Here is a 17,159-nt window from a genome sequence, read left to right on the forward strand (position 1 = left end):
GAACTTATTTATCCTAATGAAGAGGCTGTTTTTTATCGTCGAGTGTGAAGCCTTCTCCCGTTACATCGCGGACATCCATGACGGATACGAATGCATGCGGATCGATGCCATGGACAATATTTTTTAGACGGACAAGTTCGTTTCGTCCGATTACACAGTACAGAACATCCCGGTGTTCTTTTGTAAAATGACCATGACCATCAAAAACGGTTACGCCACGGTCCATGTTATTCGTAATTAAGTTTGCGATTTCATCGGACTTCACTGAAATTATAAATGCACCTTTTGCTGAATAGGCGCCTTCCTGCACTAAATCGATGACACGGCCGCCAACATAAACGGCTACTAATGTATACATCATCGAACGGGCATCCAAAAACGTCATCCAGGAAAGGATAATGACAAAGAAATCAAAGCCGAACATCGTTTTACCCATACTCCAACCAAGATATTTATTTCCAAGTCGGGCTAAAATATCGACCCCGCCGGTTGTCCCACCGAATCGGAACACAATCCCTAAACCAATCCCGACAAATACCCCTGCAAATAATGATACAAGGAATAGATCATCCTGCAAGTTCATATCGACTTCGTAAATTTGGAAGATTTTTAAAAATACCGATACGCTGAGTGTACCGATGATTGTGTAGATAAATGATTTTTTCCCTAGTAAACGCCATCCTAGAATAAACATTGGAATATTTAATAACAAATTCATTAATGCTGGGTCCCAATTTAGTGTAAAATATAAAATAAGTGTAATACCACTAAATCCACCTTCACCCAGTTGGTTTTGCATATTGAAGTGGACAAAACCGAAACTGAATATTGCGGAACCGATAAGAATTCCGATGATATTCTGTATTTTTATTCCTTGCATAGTAAACCTCCTAAAATCGGTTGAGTAAAAATATATGTGTTGGAGCAGAAAAAAGGTTACATTGTTTATTATGTTTGATTTTGTCGTATTTGACAACAATATGGATGAACGCAAAAATGTCGCATCTTATTACTCAAAATTAATTAAACAAGGATAAAAAGCAACTAACAGTAAAAAGGAGTTTTTTTAGTATGACAATCAGAGTAGCAATTGCCGGTGCACGAGGCAAAATGGGAACAGAAGCAGTACATACAATCATGAATAATGACGGAATGGAACTTGTATCAGCACTTGATTATAAAGAAGTCGGTACATCACTAGCCTTGCTTGAAGAGTTTCCAAAATCTTATGAAGTTCCGATTTATACAAATTTTGTTGAGCTTGTACGTGAGACAAAGCCGGATGTACTATTAGATTTAACAAATCCGCTTTGTGTTTATGAACGAACAAAACAGGCATTAATACATAACATACGTCCAGTTGTTGGGACGACCGGTTTTACCGACGAACAACTTGAAGAACTGCAGCAATTGGCAACAGAAAAACAATTAGGCTGTATTATTGCGCCAAACTTCGCGATTGGTGCAATACTAATGATGAAGTTCGCCAAAGATGCCGCAAAATATTTCCCGGATGTGGAAATTATCGAAATGCATCATGATCAAAAGCTTGATGCGCCATCTGGTACCGGTATTAAAACAGCACAAATGATCAGTGAAGTTCGAAAAGCGAAAAAGCAGGGGCATCCGGAGGAAAAAGAAACACATACTGGTGCAAGAGGCGCAAACTTTGACGGCATGCATATCCATTCAGTAAGACTTCCAGGTTTAGTTGCGCATCAGCAAGTACTGTTTGGCAGCACAGGTGAATTATTAACGATTCGTCATGATTCATTAAATCGCGGAAGCTTTATGAGCGGTGTTACATTTAGTATTGAAGAAGTAATGAAAACCAATACATTAATCTACGGATTAGAGAACATCATTTAGAAATGGGTTGATAATTATGAAAATAGCTTTAATAGCACATGACCGGAAAAAAGATAATTTAATTCAATTTGCGATTGCGTATCGCGATATTTTAAAAGAGCATGATCTATATGCAACAGGCACTACGGGCACGATGATCGAAGCGGAAACAGGACTTCCTATCACGAAGTTTCGCTCGGGTCCATTAGGGGGAGACCAGCAAATCGGTGCGATGATCGCCAATAATGATATGGATATGGTATTTTTCTTCCGGGATCCATTGACTGCACAGCCTCATGAGCCGGATGTCATGGCATTAGTGCGGTTATGCGACTTGTATCATATACCGCTTGCGACAAATATGGGAACAGCGGAAATATTATTAAAAGGGCTTCAGGAAGGTTTTGTTGACTGGCGCATTTTAGAAGAGCGCAGAAAATAAAAAGTCAGTCAATTTTACTTTATAAATGTGTTTGATCATTTTAAAGAAAGTTAAAATCGTATTGTTGAAAGGATGGGGAGCCGAATGAAAAAATTAAAAATTGGTATAACATGTTACCCGACAGTAGGAGGTTCGGGTGTAATTGCAACAGAGTTAGGTAAAATGTTGGCAGAACGAGGACATGAAATTCACTTTATTACTTCAAGTGTGCCATTTCGACTTAATAAAATTTATTCAAACGTTTTTTTCCACGAGGTGGAAGTGAATAATTATTCGGTATTTCAATACCCACCATACGATATTGCATTAGCAAGTAAAATGGCTGATGTTATTAAAGAGGAGAAACTTGATTTATTACATGTTCATTATGCGATTCCTCATGCGGTTTGTGCGGTTTTGGCCCGCCATATGAGCGGCGAGAACTTTGGCATTGTCACAACACTTCACGGAACAGATATTTCTGTTTTAGGCGAAGATTCTACGCTGGCGCAGGCAATCAAATATGGCATTGATTGTTCCGATGCAGTAACGACTGTTTCGGAATCGTTAAAACAGCAGACATATGCTTTAATCGATACGAAAAAACCGATTGAGACTATTTATAATTTCGTTGATGAGGATGTATTTAAGCCTGTGGATCCCGGCAATTTAAAAGAGCAATTTGGTATTTTGCCGCATGAAAAAGTAATTATCCATGTCTCGAATTTCCGTAAAATAAAAAATCTGCCGGACGTGGTCGATTCATTCCTGAAGATCCGTGAGCGTATGCCGGCCAAATTATTATTAGTCGGCGACGGACCGGAAAAGCATCGTGTCACAGATATCGTTAAAGATTCACCGTATACGGATGATGTATTGTTTTTAGGTAAGCAGGAAAACATTACAGAACTTTTTGCTATCAGTGATTTAAAGTTATTGCTTTCAGAAAAAGAATCGTTCGGACTTGTATTACTGGAAGCTATGGCATGCGGAGTACCTGGTATCGGTTCAGCGATCGGCGGGATTCCTGAAGTGATTGATCATGGGGTGAACGGCTATTTGGTTCCGCTTGGAGATACGCAAGCTGTCGCGGATTATGCGGTCGAACTGCTGCAGGATGAGGAAAAACATCAAGCTTTCAAAGAAGCTGCACTAAAATCGGTACGCGAACAGTTCCATGAATCAAAAATGGTTGAACAATATGAACGTATATATGAAAGTGTGGTTGAAAAAAAGAATGATTCCGCAACAATGGCAAGCGGCAAAGGAAGTCATTAAAAAGATTGAACATGCCGGTTTTGAAGCTTTTATTGTAGGAGGAGCGGTGCGGGATCATTATTTGCAAAAAGAAAATAATGATGTCGATATCGCAACGAGTGCATTGCCAGAAGAAATTCAAACAATTTTTTCCCAAACAATTGATGTAGGTATCGCTCACGGGACGGTCATTGTTCTGGACTGTGGAGAACCAATCGAAGTAACAACTTACCGGACAGAGTCTACATACAGTGATCATCGTCGTCCGGATACAGTCGAATTCGTTCGAAATTTACAAGAGGATTTAAAACGCCGGGATTTTACAATGAATGCGATGGCGCTTAGTCAAACGGGAGAGTACATCGATTATTACGATGGCCGCCAACATATCGACAGCAAAGTTATTTGTGCTGTAGGGGAGCCGGATCAGCGTTTTGAAGAAGATGCGCTCCGAATGCTGCGGGCTGTTCGATTTGCTGCACAGCTTCACTTCTCCATCGAGGAAAACACTTTCGATGCAATCAGGCAAAAAGCAGCGTCGATTGAATATGTTGCAATCGAGCGCATTCAAGTAGAATTATCAAAAATTTTTATTTCTGCTCATGCTGCATTCGGCATTGAATATATGGAAAAAACGACATTGAGTAATTTTCTGAATGGCGATTTTACTTCTTCTGATTGGACGCGGTTTTATTCAGAAGACCGCCAAGTTGGCTGGGCATATTTCTGTTTAGTAAACGGCAGTGATTTGACGCTCCTTACGAAGTATCGCTGTTCGAATAAGGAGAAGCTCTTCGTAAAAACGGTGTTGGATGCTTATGAAAGCCTACTCAGCGGGATAAGCCTTGCTGATTTAATGCGCTTTGATCCAATGATTCTTAAAACAGCATACCAATTTTCTATTTGGCAAAATCATAAACTTGAATCGAGCTATGAACAATTAGTGGCACGAAAAAACACATTACCGATTCAGCATTTGAATGAGCTTGCGATTACAGGAAAAGACTTGTTGGAATGGTCCCCCAAAAAACGCGGCAGCTGGATTAAACAGACACTTGATGCAGCAGTAGAAGCGGTCTTAAACGGGAAAGTACAAAATGATAAACAACAATTAAAGGAATGGTTTTATGCATTTCACGATGAAGGATGAAATTTTGAAACGGTTTTTGACTGCGGATGGAGAACCGATTTCCGGCCAAGTGCTGGCGGATGAGCTCAACGTCTCCCGGACAGCAATATGGAAGCATATGCAAACATTGAAGCAGGAAGGCTATGAGTTTGAAACAGTAAAAAAACGCGGCTATAAACTGTTATCTGTACCGGATAAAGTGGATATGGGTCAATTGCAGCAATTTTTGACGACGGAACGCTATGGCCGACAAGTTCATTATTATGAAACGGTTGAGTCGACACAGCTTGTTGCGCATGAACTTGTAAGAGCTGGTGCACCGGATGGCACGGTTGTTATCGCTGAGCATCAGACGGCAGGGCGAGGGCGCATGATGCGTGAATGGGAATCGACAGAAGGACAAGGGATTTGGATGACTGTCATCATACGCCCGGCTGTTGCCCCGCATCAGGCCCCTCAATTTACTTTAGTTACTGCTGTGGCCATTGTTGAAGCGATGAAGTCGAGTTTTAAAAATTTCACACCTGAAATCAAATGGCCGAATGATATATTAATCAACGGCAAAAAAACAACAGGAATTTTGACTGAAATGGTTGCTGAGGCTGATCGCATCCAGGCATTGCTGATTGGTATAGGGATTAATGTCAATCAGCAGAAGGGTGATTTTCCTGAACAGTTGCAATCGATTGCAACTTCGCTTGCGATTGAAGAAGGAGAACCGATTGAACGTGTGCATTTCGTCGCCAATGTGCTTGAATCATTGGAGAAATACAGTGACGAATACGTAAAAAACGGTTTCGGACAAATTAAACAACTATGGGAACAGTCTTCGGGGACGATCGGAAAACAGGTCAAAGCAACAACACTCCGTGAAGTCGTTGAAGGGGAAGCTGTCAGTATTACTGAGAGTGGAGTCCTGGAAATTCGTCAAGCGAACGGGGAAATTGTTGGCATTTATTCTGCTGATATTGAACTTTTATCATAAAGCGTAAAGGCCTCGTTAAAAAAAGTTTTTACAGTAATTATTTATTCTGTACGTTTTCTTCCAAACTTGTTATAGTAGCTCTAGGACAGTATCTTAATAGAACTGTACCTGCAACTGCTAGTCAACATTAAAAAAATCTGCTTTGATCTACACAAGACAGAGACGGAAGAAAACGCGCATAAATTAATTCATTTTATACTTGTAATTCGATTCTATTTCCACTAAAAGTATGAAATGTGTTGAATTTACGTATGGTACTACCCTTCTGTCTAATTTTAGATAGAAGGGTATTTTTGTTTTCTTTCCACTTAAGGAGGAAGAATATGAAAACAACTGCACAGTTTTTAAAAATGAAAGAGCAAGGCGAAAAAATTGTCATGATTACCGCTTATGATTATCCGGCAGCGAAATTTTCCGAAGCGGCAGGTGTTGATATGATACTTGTTGGGGATTCCCTCGGGATGGTCGTACTGGGCTATGAATCGACAATGCGTGTAACGGTGGAAGATATGATTCACCATAGTAAAGCGGTGCGCCGAGGTGCACCGGATACGTTCATTGTTGTCGATATGCCATTTGGTTCCTATCACGGAGATGTGAACGAAACATTGAAAATCGCTGTGAAAATGATGCAGGAAACGAATGCAAATGCCGTAAAAGTAGAAGGGGCAGATGATATTGTACCTGTAATTAAGAAGTTAACCGATGCCGGTATTCCGGTAGTGGCACATTTAGGATTGCTGCCTCAATCGGCAGGAGTACTTGGAGGCTATAAAGTGCAAGGAAAAACAGCCGAGCAAGCGGAAAAATTAATAAAAGATGCCCTACTTGTTGAACAAGCAGGTGCATGTGCCGTTGTGCTGGAATGTATTCCACATCAGTTGACGGAAGTTGTCTCGCATAACTTGACGATTCCGACAATTGGTATCGGTGCTGGTGTAAAAGCGGATGGGCAAGTGCTCGTATACCACGACTTATTACAATACGGAAAGCATCATATACCAAAATTTGTTGAAGCATTCGCACAAGTCGGTGAAGAGGTAGAGAAGGGGATTACGAATTATACAAATGCTGTAAAATTAGGTACATTCCCGACATTACAACAAAGTTTTACAATGAAAGAGACAGAGCTAATCGAGCTCTACGGAGGCGTAAAATAATGAACGTATTAACAACTATAGCCGAGTTGCGTGAAGTAGTTCAAATGGCAAAATACAACCGGCAGTCAATCGGTCTTGTCCCGACAATGGGCTATTTACATGAAGGGCATTTAACATTGGCTGCAAACGCACGCAGCGAAAATGAACTTGTGATCATGAGTATATTCGTCAACCCAACACAATTTGGTCCAAATGAAGATTTCGAATCATACCCAAGAGATTTACCACGTGATACAGAATTGGCAAAATCGGTAGGGGTAGATTATATATTTGCACCATCTGTAGAGGAAATGTATCCGCACAATGGAGGGATTTCCATTCGTGCAGGGCGACAGGCGCATATTTTATGCGGGGCGAGCCGACCTGGTCATTTTGACGGGGTTTTGCAAGTCGTGGCGAAGCTATTTAATTTAGTGCAGCCGGATCGTGCTTATTTCGGACAAAAGGATGCCCAGCAAGTGGCGATCATTCAGACAATGGTACGCGATTACAATTTCCCGGTGACAATCCGTGTTGTTCCGGTTGTACGCGAAGAGGATGGTTTGGCAAAATCAAGCCGCAACGTTTATTTGTCTTCTGAAGAACGTTCACAGGCACCAGCAATTCAGCAAGGGCTTCAATTGGCGAAAAGAGAGCTGTTGGAATCAGGAAGTGTGGAATCGGCAATTGCACTTGCAAAAAAAATCATCCGTGACAATACAGATGGCCACGTTGAATATTTAATGATTTTATCTTACCCGGATTTACAGGAAGTCGATGATCGGACAGAGCAAATCGTTGTTGCAGCTGCCGTTCAAATTGGTAAAACACGTTTAATCGATAATTTAATTTTTTCATTAAAAGGGGAAGTAATCCATGTTTAGAATGATGATGAACAGTAAAATCCACCGTGCCCAAGTAACACAGGCAGATTTGAATTATGTAGGTTCCATTACAATTGATGAAGATATATTGGATGCGGTTGGAATGCTGCCGAATGAAAAAGTTCACATAGTCAACAACAACAACGGAGCACGCTTTGAAACTTATATTATTGCCGGGGAGCGCGGTTCGGGAGTTATTTGCGTAAATGGAGCAGCGGCACGCCTTGTTCAAAAAGGTGATATTGTCATCATTATTTCTTACGTGTATGTGGATAATAAAGAAGTTGCCGAACATACTCCGACTGTGGCGATTATGGGGGAAAACAATACAATTAAAGAAATAATCGCATACGAACCGGAAGCAACAATTATGTAAAAGTAAATATGAAAAGCTGTCATTCAGGATTATTCCTATATGACAGCTTTTTTTATATTACATTTTTGGTTACTAAAGGATAATTTTGTAATTTTTATATCATCTCCTTGTAATCTTTTTGAAATATTAAATGTGTAGACTTGGATTTAGCTTTATTTTACAAAATAGACAAAAGATACAGGGGGAAATAATTAATATGTTTCAAAATAAACTATTATTTAGCTTTGCCTTCTTTGTGGTCACTACCTTATTCTTCGCAAACGCGACAATTGCAGCGACGCACACTGTGAAGAAAGGTGAAGAGTTAGATGAAATTGCAGAACGTTATGACACATCAGTATATACATTGCTTGAATTAAATGAAGTTAACGACATAGAAGAAGTAACGGAAGGCTTTGTACTGAAATTACCGGATCATATTAAGAATAAGAAAGCACCGGTTGAAAAAAAGGAGAAAAAGGAAACAATTGATGACTTTGAAGTTGTCAAAACTTTAACAGTTGAAGCAAGCGCTTTTACAGCATACTGTAAAGGGTGTTCGGGAAAAACGGCTTCCGGAATAGACTTAAAGAAAAATCCGGATATTAAACTAATTGCGGTTGACCCAAAGATTATTCCGCTTGGAACGAAAGTATGGGTGGAAGGTTACGGAATTGCGGTTGCCGGTGATACAGGCGGTTCGATTAAAGGAAACCGGATTGATGTTTTTGTTAAAACAAAAAAAACCGCACTCAATTGGGGACGTAAAAATGTAGAAATTAAAGTATTAAAGTAATCAGTAAGTGGGCGGCGAATGCGATTGGCATTTCGCTGCTTTTTTATTTGATTAAATATTAAGAATTAATAGATAATTGATGCCCGATTTGTTGCATTCACCACCCTGTAATGCTAATGTGAAAAATGAGGTGGTATATATGGAAAAATTTGATTTAGCCGTCATTGGTGCAGGACCTGGAGGATATGTAGCGGCAATCCATGCAGCAAAAAGCGGGTTGAAAGTAGCGCTTGTCGAAAAAAATAAAGTTGGTGGTGCCTGCTATAATGTCGGCTGTATTCCTTCAAAAATTATGCTTGAGCATAGTAAGCTGGTACAGGAAATTCGGCGCGGAACTGATTGGGGTGTAACGGTACCGACGATTAATATTGATTTTCCGAAGTTAATGCAGCGTAAAGATCAAGTGGTTGATGAACTGTTATCAAATATTGAAACATTTATCGAAAATGCACAGATTACAATGTTTCGGGGAAAGGCGACAGTAACCGCAGAACGAAAAGTGATCATCGGTAATGAGGCGTTTACAGCAGGTCATGTCATTTTAGCAACAGGCAGCCGTCCGTTCGTACCGCCATTTAAAGGGCTTGAAAACGCAAATTATCATACAACGGATACATTTTTTTCGATACAGGAGCTGCCGAAACAATTAACGATTATTGGAGGCGGGGTAATTGCAATTGAAATGGCATTTGCTTTAGCGCCAATGGGAACAAAAGTAACCGTATTAAACCATAGTAAAGATATACTACAAACAGAAGAACCGGATGCACGACCGATTATTAAAGAGAAAATGAAACAACTGGGAATCGACCTTGTGACAGACTTTACGTTCGAAGAAATCCATGCCGACCATGTACAAACTTCAATCGGCAACTTCCCGTTTGAAAGTTTACTGTTTGCGACAGGGCGCCGTCCGAATACTGAAATTGCGGAAGCGCTGGAGATGCAGATGGATGGCCGTTTAATCAAGGTAAATAACCACTATGAAACGAGTATACCCGGCATTTATGCGATAGGTGATTTAGTCGGCGGATTCCAGCTTGCCCACTCTGCAAGTGCAGAAGGAGTACATGCAGTCGACTATATTTTAGGGAAGCACCCGAAAGTAATCAATCAGCAGGAAATCCCGCGATGTGTATATACACATCCTGAAATTGCGACATTTGGCATGCTGGAACACGAAGCACCTGCAGATAGTATTGTAACGAAGATGTACTTACCTACGAACCCTAAAGCTTTGCTTGAAGGAAATACACAAGGCTTTATGAAGTTTGTAGCGAGTCCTGAAGGCGATATTTACGGGGCATGTGTCGTTGGTGACGGGGCGACGGAAATGATTAACTCCATGCTGACAGCAAAAGTATTAGGCGGATCAGTAAAAGATTTGGCAAGGCTCATTTTCCCGCATCCGACAGTCAGCGAGCACGTTGGCGATGCTGCACGTTCTGTTTTCGGAAAAGCGATCCATGCAAAATAACCTTGTTGCTACGGTGCAGATGAGATGCTCCGTAGCTTTTTTTCAATCCAATTTCTTTTTTATTGTGCTGAATTCTACTATACTTGTTGTATACAATTCCAACATGAGGTGACATATGGAAAATCAGTCAATGGAGCTTGTAGAAAAAGAAGTGGAAAACACGTTATATCAATGTATTGATTTTAATATAGAAGAAAACTATATTGCGATGGGACAAGAGTTTGCTAAAGTGCTCGCACTACTGCAGGAACACGGTCTTATTAGTCCGGCTTTAAAAGTGATTACTGACCCGGAACAGTGTCTGACAGAAACGAGGATATTGCTCGAAAGTCTGCAAGAAGCCCAAAGAAGGCATGCTTCACGGAGAAAACTGCTGACACATCGGCACATTTTAAATGTATGGCTGAGAAAAAATCAGTATTTTCAGCGAGAAGTTTTGCCGGGGTTTTTCTAGCAATGAAAGAAAAATATTCAGATAATATTAGAATATCATTGCATTTTTATTTTTTTAGACTTAAAATAAAAATAGTCCAATACGTAGTAGGCATGGTGGAGTCAGTCAAACTGGCGTCACCATGCCTTTTTGTATAGTAAAAGGGGGATATTATGTTTATTTTTCAAATAGTTATCGTACTATTGGCAACAAAAATAGCAGGGCATTTAACGGTACGTTTAGGTCAACCTTCAGTACTTGGGAAAATCCTGATCGGTATTATTATCGGACCTGCAATGCTTGGCTGGATTACTGACAGTGAAGTTATGCAAACATTCAGTCAAATAGGGGTTATTTTATTAATGTTTTTAGCCGGTTTAGAAACCGATTTAGAAGACTTGAATGCCAATATGAAGGGGGCCGTTTTTGTTGCAATTGGCGGTGTTATTTTACCGATTGCAATGAGTTATCCGTTAGCATTGGCATTTGGTTTAACGCAAGGTCAGGCAATTTTTGTCGGACTTACATTAGCCGCTACATCCGTTAGTATTTCAGTTCAGACATTAAGCGAGATTGGCTGGCTGAAAAGTAAGGAAGGTTCTACATTATTAGGTGCTGCAGTATTGGATGACATTATCGTCGTTGTATTACTTGCAATAGCTATGAGTTTCCTAGTAGGGGACGATGTATCGATTCCTGTATTAATTGGCGGTAAAGTATTATTCTTCGTTATATTATTCGTTGTAATGAAATGGGTAATTCCACCGTTCTTGCGCTTGTTTAGTCGCTTGAAAGTTACGGAAGCAATATTAAGCGGTGCACTTATTGCATGTTTTGCATTAGCATACATAGGTGAACATTACTTTGGCATCGCTACAATTATTGGTGCATTCTTTATCGGTATTGCGATTGGACAAACACCGTTTAAAGAGACTGTCGAGCATAAAGTTGAACCAATAGCGAACGGGATTTTCGTTCCTTTCTTCTTCGTTAGTATCGGATTGTCCGTTACATTTGCGGGAATTACAGAAAATATTTGGTTCTTAGTAATCTTCTCGATCGTGGCAATTTTATCGAAACTTATCGGATCTGGTCTTGGTGCGAAATTGGCAGGCTTCAGCTGGAGATCTTCTACAGGGATTGGTGCAGGAATGGTATCTCGTGGTGAAGTAGCACTGATTCTTGCAGCAATGGGATTATCAAGCGGTTTGCTGCCGGCGGAAGATTATACACCAATGGTAATCGTGATTATAATTACAACGTTGGTTACACCACCAATGTTAAAAGGAATTTTCGGAAATCGTTCAAATTTAATCGATTAATCTAGTTGAATGATTCCTTAAATTGTTGTATTCTATGTTTTAGGTGCCAAAACCTCGGTGAAGATTTAGTCTTCACAACAAAAGCCTCCACCAACAGCACGGATTTGCTGGGAAGCTTTTGAATTGTGCAGGGAGATGAGCCCCTGCACACCTATACATAGTATATTAACCTAGTGTTGTCCTTGAGGCGGCACTAGGTTTTTTTGTCGTCAAATTTGCGCTTAAATTTTATTAGAACATTTAGGATTATATTAGAAAACTTGTGGTGGATATTTGAAGAACTGGATAGGATATTAGAACAATTTAGACTTATATTAGAACAGTTAGCGGTTATATTGGAAAATCGGGATTTTATTAGAACAAATAAAATTTTATTAGATGATATGAAAATATATTAGAACTTTAAGAACGCTTACATACCGGCTATGACTCTATATATGCGAACTCATCATTCCAACGCCACGTTTAAGCAGTTCTATCCAATTACATGACCTCATTACCTCCAGTATGATAAAATGCCGTTATATTACTTGAACTGTGAGTTGAAGAAAAATGAAGGAAACTCAAAAATATGCGATTGTCGACATAGAAACAACAGGACATTCTCCTGCAAGCGGTGACCGCATGATTCAAATCGCCATTGTCATTATGCAGGGCTGGGAAATCGTTAAAAAATATTCTACATTTATTAATCCGGGAAAACCGATTCCGTTATTTATACAGGATTTAACTAATATTACAGATGAAGATGTAAAAGATGCGTTGCCATTTGAAGCGCATGCGGATTATATTTATGAGCTGCTGGAAGGAGCCGTATTCGTTGCCCATAATACAGATTTTGACTTGAACTTTTTACAGGCGGAGTTTAACCGTGCCGGCATATCGAAATGGCACGGAAAGAAAATCGACACGGTTGAACTGACGAAAATATTGTTCCCGATGTCGTTAAGCTACAAATTAGCGGATTTAGCGAATGAATTTCATATTGAGCTGCAAAGTGCACACCGAGCGGATGATGATGCACTCGCGACAGCGTACTTGCTTAAACATTGTTGGGAAGAACTGTTAACATTGCCACTTGTAACTTTGGAACAATTGCATAAACGTTCTTTCCGTTTGAGAACAGACTTGTCCCAGCTGTTTTTTGATGCGCTTGTCATAAAACGCAATAAAGCATTAACGGATGAAGGGCATGTCTTTTACCGCAAAATCGCCATTCGCAAAATGGCACCGACACCAAAAAGTGATGGGGATAAACTTGTTTACCCGCAAACGAAAGATGAAAAAATGGCCTTATTATTAAAAGGGATACCCGATTTTGAAGAGCGCCCGCAGCAGTTTCAAATGATGGACAGCATATGGCATGCATTCAACGCCAAGGCGGAACATGTCATTGAAGCATCAACGGGAATCGGTAAAACGATGGGTTATTTAGTGCCCTCGATTTATTATGCTAAGAAAACGAATCAGAAAATAGGAATTAGTACGTATACGTCCCATTTGCTGGATCAGCTAATGCAAAATGACATTCCTATATTGGAACAGGCGCTTGGCCAGCCGATCAAAATGGCTTTATTAAAAGGGATGAATCATTATATCGACGTTGAAAAATTCGAGAAAGAGCTAAAGACACAGGATGTTTCCTATGATCAGACATTTACAGTTCTGCAAACACTTATTTGGCTTGCGAAAACGGAGACGGGTGATTTAAGTGAACTGAATGTATCGGGCGGAGGCCAGCTGCTCATTGATAAATTCCGAAAGACCGCATTGCCGAAAACGACAATGCCACTTTATGATTTTTATTCACGTGCCATTCAAAATAGTCGCCAGGCAGACATTATTGTGACGAACCATGCGATGCTGCTAAGTGATCTCGTACGCAATGAACAGATTTTTAATTCATTAGGCGGCTGGGTAATTGATGAGGCCCATCAGTTTATTCAGGCTGCAATAAATCAGCACGAAAAAATATTCACTTATATGAATTGGAAATATTTATTTGGACAAATTGGTATACAGGAAGATGAACAGCTGTTTTATAAAATTCGTCGGGTAGCAATTAAAAAACAGCTGTTGAATTATCAAACACTCGATCAGCTGGAAAAGCGTTATATTCAAATGGTCAATGCATTTGATACGGCAATGGCGGCATTGCTTCGAGGAGTGAAAGCAGCGCAGCATCACCAGACAAAGCAACTTCAGAAAATCGAAGTCTTCATTTCTGAATTGCAATTAGGCCGTGAAGTTTTATCGAAAGTTTCGCTTACTGTTCAGCAATGGGTGGATGAGGCGACCGAGCTAATCCGGAAGTTCACTTCTAGTGTGGAAGAGCTTGCACCGGAGCATGAATATTTAATTGAGCAATGGCAGTATATCGTCAATGAGTTTACGATAAAACTGGCAGAGTGGGATGATGTGTTTCTAAGTGAAAATCCTGACTATTCATGCTGGCTTGAGTTGGACCAGCGCAGTGTTCCAGGCAGTATTCAGCTGTATAAAAAACCGATTGAAGTGACATCAACGATCAGGAAGCTTTTTGATCCGATTCGTGAAAAAAGCGGCATTGTCTGGACATCGGGAACGTTAACAGTGCCAAGTAATGAGCGTTTTATTACAAACCAGCTTGGGATCAATCCGTCGATTCCAATTGAAAAGCTGCATGCGGACCCGAGTTATTATGATGGAGCAGAAGTGTATATTGTCAATGACATGCCTGATATTCAGGCCGTTTCACAGTCCGAATATATTGAAGAGGTCGCACATGCCGTTACAAATACGGTGCGCATGACGAATGGGAGATGTTTTGTTTTATTCACATCGCAGGACATGCTGCGTAAAACAGTCAACCTTATACAAGAAAGTGAACTGTTAAGTGACTATATGATTTTTGCACAAGGTGTGACTTCCGGAAGCCGTATGCGATTATTAAAGTCTTTCCAGAAGTTTAATCATTCCGTATTATTCGGAACGAACAGTTTCTGGGAAGGGGTCGATGTACCGGGAGACGGTCTGTCTGCGGTCATTGTTGTGCGGTTGCCGTTTTCTTCACCGGAAGAACCTGCGTTTAAAGCGCGGGCCAATTATATAACTCAGCAAGGGCGCAATTCCTTTACGGAACTCGCGCTGCCGGATGCCATTATCCGGTTCAAACAAGGATTCGGCCGATTGATCCGTTCGAGCCATGATAAAGGGGTATTTATCGTTTTGGATCGACGGATTGAAACGAAATCATACGGACAGCAGTTTATCGAGTCATTACCGCCAATTTCTATACAAAAACTGCCTCTACACAGTATGGTGCAAAGCTTAGGAAATTGGTATAATGAAAAACGATGAGGAAGGAAAGCAGGTTGACAAAAATGAAACAATACTTTAAACAACAATCAAATACATCGAATTGTAAGGTGCAGTTATGAAAAACTGGATTATCTTTTCGGTTGTCTTTATTTTATCTTTGTCGCTTGTTATTTCAGTGTTCGTATTTTGGAAGGCCAATGCACCGTTTAGTGAAATAGAACAAAAGGCGGAAAGTTTTGCGCTTGATACGAAAGCACTTGCTGTTGTTGATGATTCCTATGTTTACAATGGGAATAAGCCATATGTCACTGTTTTCGGAGTGGATGAATATGGGAAGGAAAAGGCAGTCTTCGTCCCGATGAGTTTAGATGAGAATTCAATGCAGGAAGTATTTTTAGCAGATGGCATCACCGAAGATCAGGCGTTGTCTGTTTTTCAGGAAGATACTGCTGCGAAAGAGATTCTTCATATGAAGTTAGGATTCGAGGAGCCGGGTCCGGTATGGGAAATTACCTATAAAAGTGAATCCGGCAGCTTGAATTATGTCTATCTTCTATTTGAAGACGGGCAATGGTGGAAACGCATATTGAATTTGTAGAGGAGAGAGCAACATGAAACAATTGTTGGCAAATCGTGTAAAGACTTTAACACCATCTTCAACTTTAGCAATCACAGCTAAAGCGAAAGAGTTAAAGGAGCAAGGTATTGATGTAATTGGTTTAGGTGCAGGGGAGCCGGACTTTAATACACCGGACAATATTTTAAATGCAGCAAAACAATCGATGGATGCTGGTCTGACAAAATATACGCCGGCTGGGGGTTTACCTGCTTTAAAGAAAGCAATTATTGATAAATTGGCTCGTGACAATAATCTTACATACAAAGCAAATGAGATAATCGTTGGTGTCGGAGCAAAACACGTTCTGTATACATTGTTCCAAGTTATTTTAAATGAGGGCGATGAAGTAATTATCCCAATTCCTTACTGGGTATCTTACCCTGAACAAGTGAAGCTTGCTGGCGGTGTTCCAGTATATGTGGAAGGAACACAAGAACAGAACTTTAAAATTACAGCACAGCAATTACGTAATGCCATTACAGAGAAAACAAAAGCGGTGATTATTAACTCGCCGTCCAACCCTTCTGGTATGATTTATTCGAAGGAAGAATTGGCTGAGCTTGCACAAGTGGCAGAAGAAAAGGATATTTTAATCGTTTCAGATGAAATTTATGAAAAGCTTGTTTACAATGGAATAGAGCATTATTCAATTGCGGAAGTTTCAGACGCAGTGAAAGCACGTACAATTGTTGTGAACGGTGTTGCAAAATCTCACTCTATGACAGGATGGCGCATTGGCTATGCAGCTGGTGACGCGACAATCATTAAAGCGATGACGGATTTAGCTTCTCACTCTACTTCAAATGCAACAACAACAGCGCAATATGCAACGATTGAAGCATATAACGGCTCACAGGATACAGTAGAAAAGATGAGGCAAGCGTTTGAATCACGTTTAGAAGCGATTTTCCCGAAATTAGCAGCAATCCCCGGTGTAAAAGTATTAAAACCACAAGGTGCTTTCTACTTATTACCGGATGTTTCGGAAACAGCCGAGAAAACAGGCTATACTTCAGTGGATGATTTTGTATCTGCACTATTAACAGAAGCAAATGTTGCGGTCATTCCAGGTTCAGGATTTGGTGCACCAGCGACTATACGTTTATCGTATGCGACATCTTTAGAATTATTAGAAGAAGCAGTTCGCCGAATCGATGCCTTTGTTAAAGCAAAATGGCAAGATTAAGCGTCCTT

Annotated in this window: 16 protein-coding genes; 15 read left to right on the forward strand and 1 reads right to left on the reverse strand. The window is 40.3% G+C overall.

The genetic code is table 11. From position 1 onward, the window contains the following. Positions 1–13: 13 nt before the first annotated feature. Positions 14–880, reverse strand: coding sequence for a YitT family protein (locus B5473_RS13190; protein WP_079525883.1), 867 nt, complete (start codon positions 878–880; stop codon positions 14–16). 191 nt (positions 881–1,071) lie between these two features. Between B5473_RS13190 and dapB the strand changes: the two genes are divergently transcribed. From dapB to B5473_RS13265, 15 genes are all read left to right on the forward strand, one after another. Continuing rightward, complete coding sequence (gene dapB, locus B5473_RS13195) at positions 1,072–1,869, forward strand: 4-hydroxy-tetrahydrodipicolinate reductase (protein ID WP_079525885.1); 798 nt, start codon at positions 1,072–1,074, stop codon at positions 1,867–1,869. A gap of 16 nt (positions 1,870–1,885) precedes the next feature. Beyond that, positions 1,886–2,290: a methylglyoxal synthase gene (mgsA, locus tag B5473_RS13200; RefSeq protein WP_079525887.1), complete on the forward strand. Its 405-nt coding sequence runs from the start codon at positions 1,886–1,888 to the stop codon at positions 2,288–2,290. An 84-nt stretch (positions 2,291–2,374) separates the two neighbouring features. Continuing rightward, positions 2,375–3,547, forward strand: coding sequence for an N-acetyl-alpha-D-glucosaminyl L-malate synthase BshA (gene bshA / locus B5473_RS13205; RefSeq protein WP_079525889.1), 1,173 nt, complete (start codon positions 2,375–2,377; stop codon positions 3,545–3,547). Next, positions 3,489–4,676: a CCA tRNA nucleotidyltransferase gene (locus B5473_RS13210; RefSeq protein ID WP_079528709.1), complete on the forward strand. Its 1,188-nt coding sequence runs from the start codon at positions 3,489–3,491 to the stop codon at positions 4,674–4,676. Before bshA ends, B5473_RS13210 begins: the two co-directional genes overlap by 59 nt. After that, entirely contained in the window at positions 4,654–5,640 is a 987-nt protein-coding gene (locus B5473_RS13215; RefSeq protein WP_079525891.1) for a biotin--[acetyl-CoA-carboxylase] ligase, read from the forward strand. The genes B5473_RS13210 and B5473_RS13215 overlap by 23 nt, the downstream gene beginning before the upstream one ends. A 323-nt stretch (positions 5,641–5,963) precedes the next feature. Further along, positions 5,964–6,800: a 3-methyl-2-oxobutanoate hydroxymethyltransferase gene (panB, locus tag B5473_RS13220; protein ID WP_079525893.1), complete on the forward strand. Its 837-nt coding sequence runs from the start codon at positions 5,964–5,966 to the stop codon at positions 6,798–6,800. Further along, the gene (gene panC, locus B5473_RS13225) at positions 6,800–7,663 is read left to right on the forward strand and encodes a pantoate--beta-alanine ligase (RefSeq protein ID WP_079525895.1); all 864 of its coding nucleotides are present in this window, start codon (positions 6,800–6,802) and stop codon (positions 7,661–7,663) included. The genes panB and panC overlap by 1 nt, the downstream gene beginning before the upstream one ends. Further along, on the forward strand, positions 7,656–8,039 hold the full coding sequence (panD, locus tag B5473_RS13230) for an aspartate 1-decarboxylase (protein ID WP_079525897.1): 384 nt from the start codon (positions 7,656–7,658) through the stop codon (positions 8,037–8,039). Before panC ends, panD begins: the two co-directional genes overlap by 8 nt. A gap of 196 nt (positions 8,040–8,235) precedes the next feature. Next, entirely contained in the window at positions 8,236–8,814 is a 579-nt protein-coding gene (locus tag B5473_RS13235) for a 3D domain-containing protein (protein ID WP_079525899.1), read from the forward strand. A gap of 139 nt (positions 8,815–8,953) precedes the next feature. Continuing rightward, complete coding sequence (gene lpdA / locus B5473_RS13240; RefSeq protein WP_079525901.1) at positions 8,954–10,291, forward strand: dihydrolipoyl dehydrogenase; 1,338 nt, start codon at positions 8,954–8,956, stop codon at positions 10,289–10,291. A gap of 115 nt (positions 10,292–10,406) precedes the next feature. Next, a complete protein-coding gene (locus B5473_RS13245; RefSeq protein WP_079525904.1) occupies positions 10,407–10,745 on the forward strand; it encodes a transketolase in 339 nt (112 codons plus the stop codon). 152 nt (positions 10,746–10,897) lie between these two features. Further along, positions 10,898–12,046, forward strand: coding sequence for a cation:proton antiporter (locus B5473_RS13250; protein ID WP_079525906.1), 1,149 nt, complete (start codon positions 10,898–10,900; stop codon positions 12,044–12,046). Positions 12,047–12,598: 552 nt separating this feature from the next. Beyond that, positions 12,599–15,385: an ATP-dependent DNA helicase DinG gene (gene dinG, locus B5473_RS13255; RefSeq protein WP_079525908.1), complete on the forward strand. Its 2,787-nt coding sequence runs from the start codon at positions 12,599–12,601 to the stop codon at positions 15,383–15,385. Positions 15,386–15,461: 76 nt separating this feature from the next. After that, positions 15,462–15,944 (forward strand): cell wall elongation regulator TseB-like domain-containing protein, encoded by a 483-nt coding sequence (locus B5473_RS13260; protein WP_079525910.1) that lies wholly within the window; start codon positions 15,462–15,464, stop codon positions 15,942–15,944. A 13-nt stretch (positions 15,945–15,957) separates the two neighbouring features. Beyond that, positions 15,958–17,151: a pyridoxal phosphate-dependent aminotransferase gene (locus B5473_RS13265; protein WP_079525912.1), complete on the forward strand. Its 1,194-nt coding sequence runs from the start codon at positions 15,958–15,960 to the stop codon at positions 17,149–17,151. The last annotated feature ends 8 nt before the right edge of the window (positions 17,152–17,159 follow it).

This window comes from Solibacillus isronensis, assembly GCF_900168685.1.
GTDB lineage: Bacteria > Bacillota > Bacilli > Bacillales_A > Planococcaceae > Solibacillus > Solibacillus isronensis_A.